Source organism: Mesorhizobium sp. M7A.F.Ca.MR.362.00.0.0, assembly GCF_004023175.1.
Lineage (GTDB): Bacteria > Pseudomonadota > Alphaproteobacteria > Rhizobiales > Rhizobiaceae > Mesorhizobium.
Window position 1 is genome coordinate 1 of the sequence record NZ_RZTF01000922.1, and the last position, 432, is coordinate 432.

A 432-nucleotide genomic window follows, 5' to 3' on the forward strand; every position below is an offset into this window, starting at 1 on the left:
CTTTATGTCCGTCCGGTCGGGGTCGATCAGCGCGACATAGTTGATGTCATCGAACGTGGCGACCTCTTTGCCCAGGGTACCGGACATGACAAGGCCGTCAGGTTGAAAGAAGTCCTGGTTCGAATAGAACCTCGGGTGGAACTCGCCCCCAGCGGAGTCGATCCACCAAACTCGGTTGCCGTAGGCTGATGCCAGTCCACGTTCAGCCGAGGTCGGGTTTGGCTCAGCCGTCTGGTTGTAGACCACCTGTGTCCGGCCGGTGGTCATGGCCGAGACGATGTCCTCGCGGTGAACTACTTTCAGGCTGTTCTCGTATTCCTCAGTCGTCGTCCCGATGTCGGCATACAGAACGGGCAGCTGCCAGGTTAAGTCGGTCGAGGGCTTGATCTCGATCCGCACGTCCAGATCGCGCGCCGAGGTGCCGTCATCATC

At 59.5% G+C, this 432-nt stretch carries 1 protein-coding gene; it reads right to left on the bottom strand.

Annotation, left to right across the window (positions count from 1 at the left end; genetic code table 11):
* Positions 1-432, bottom strand: a 432-nt coding sequence (locus EOC06_RS40580; protein WP_164899066.1) for a hypothetical protein, incomplete at both ends; no start/stop codon positions are given.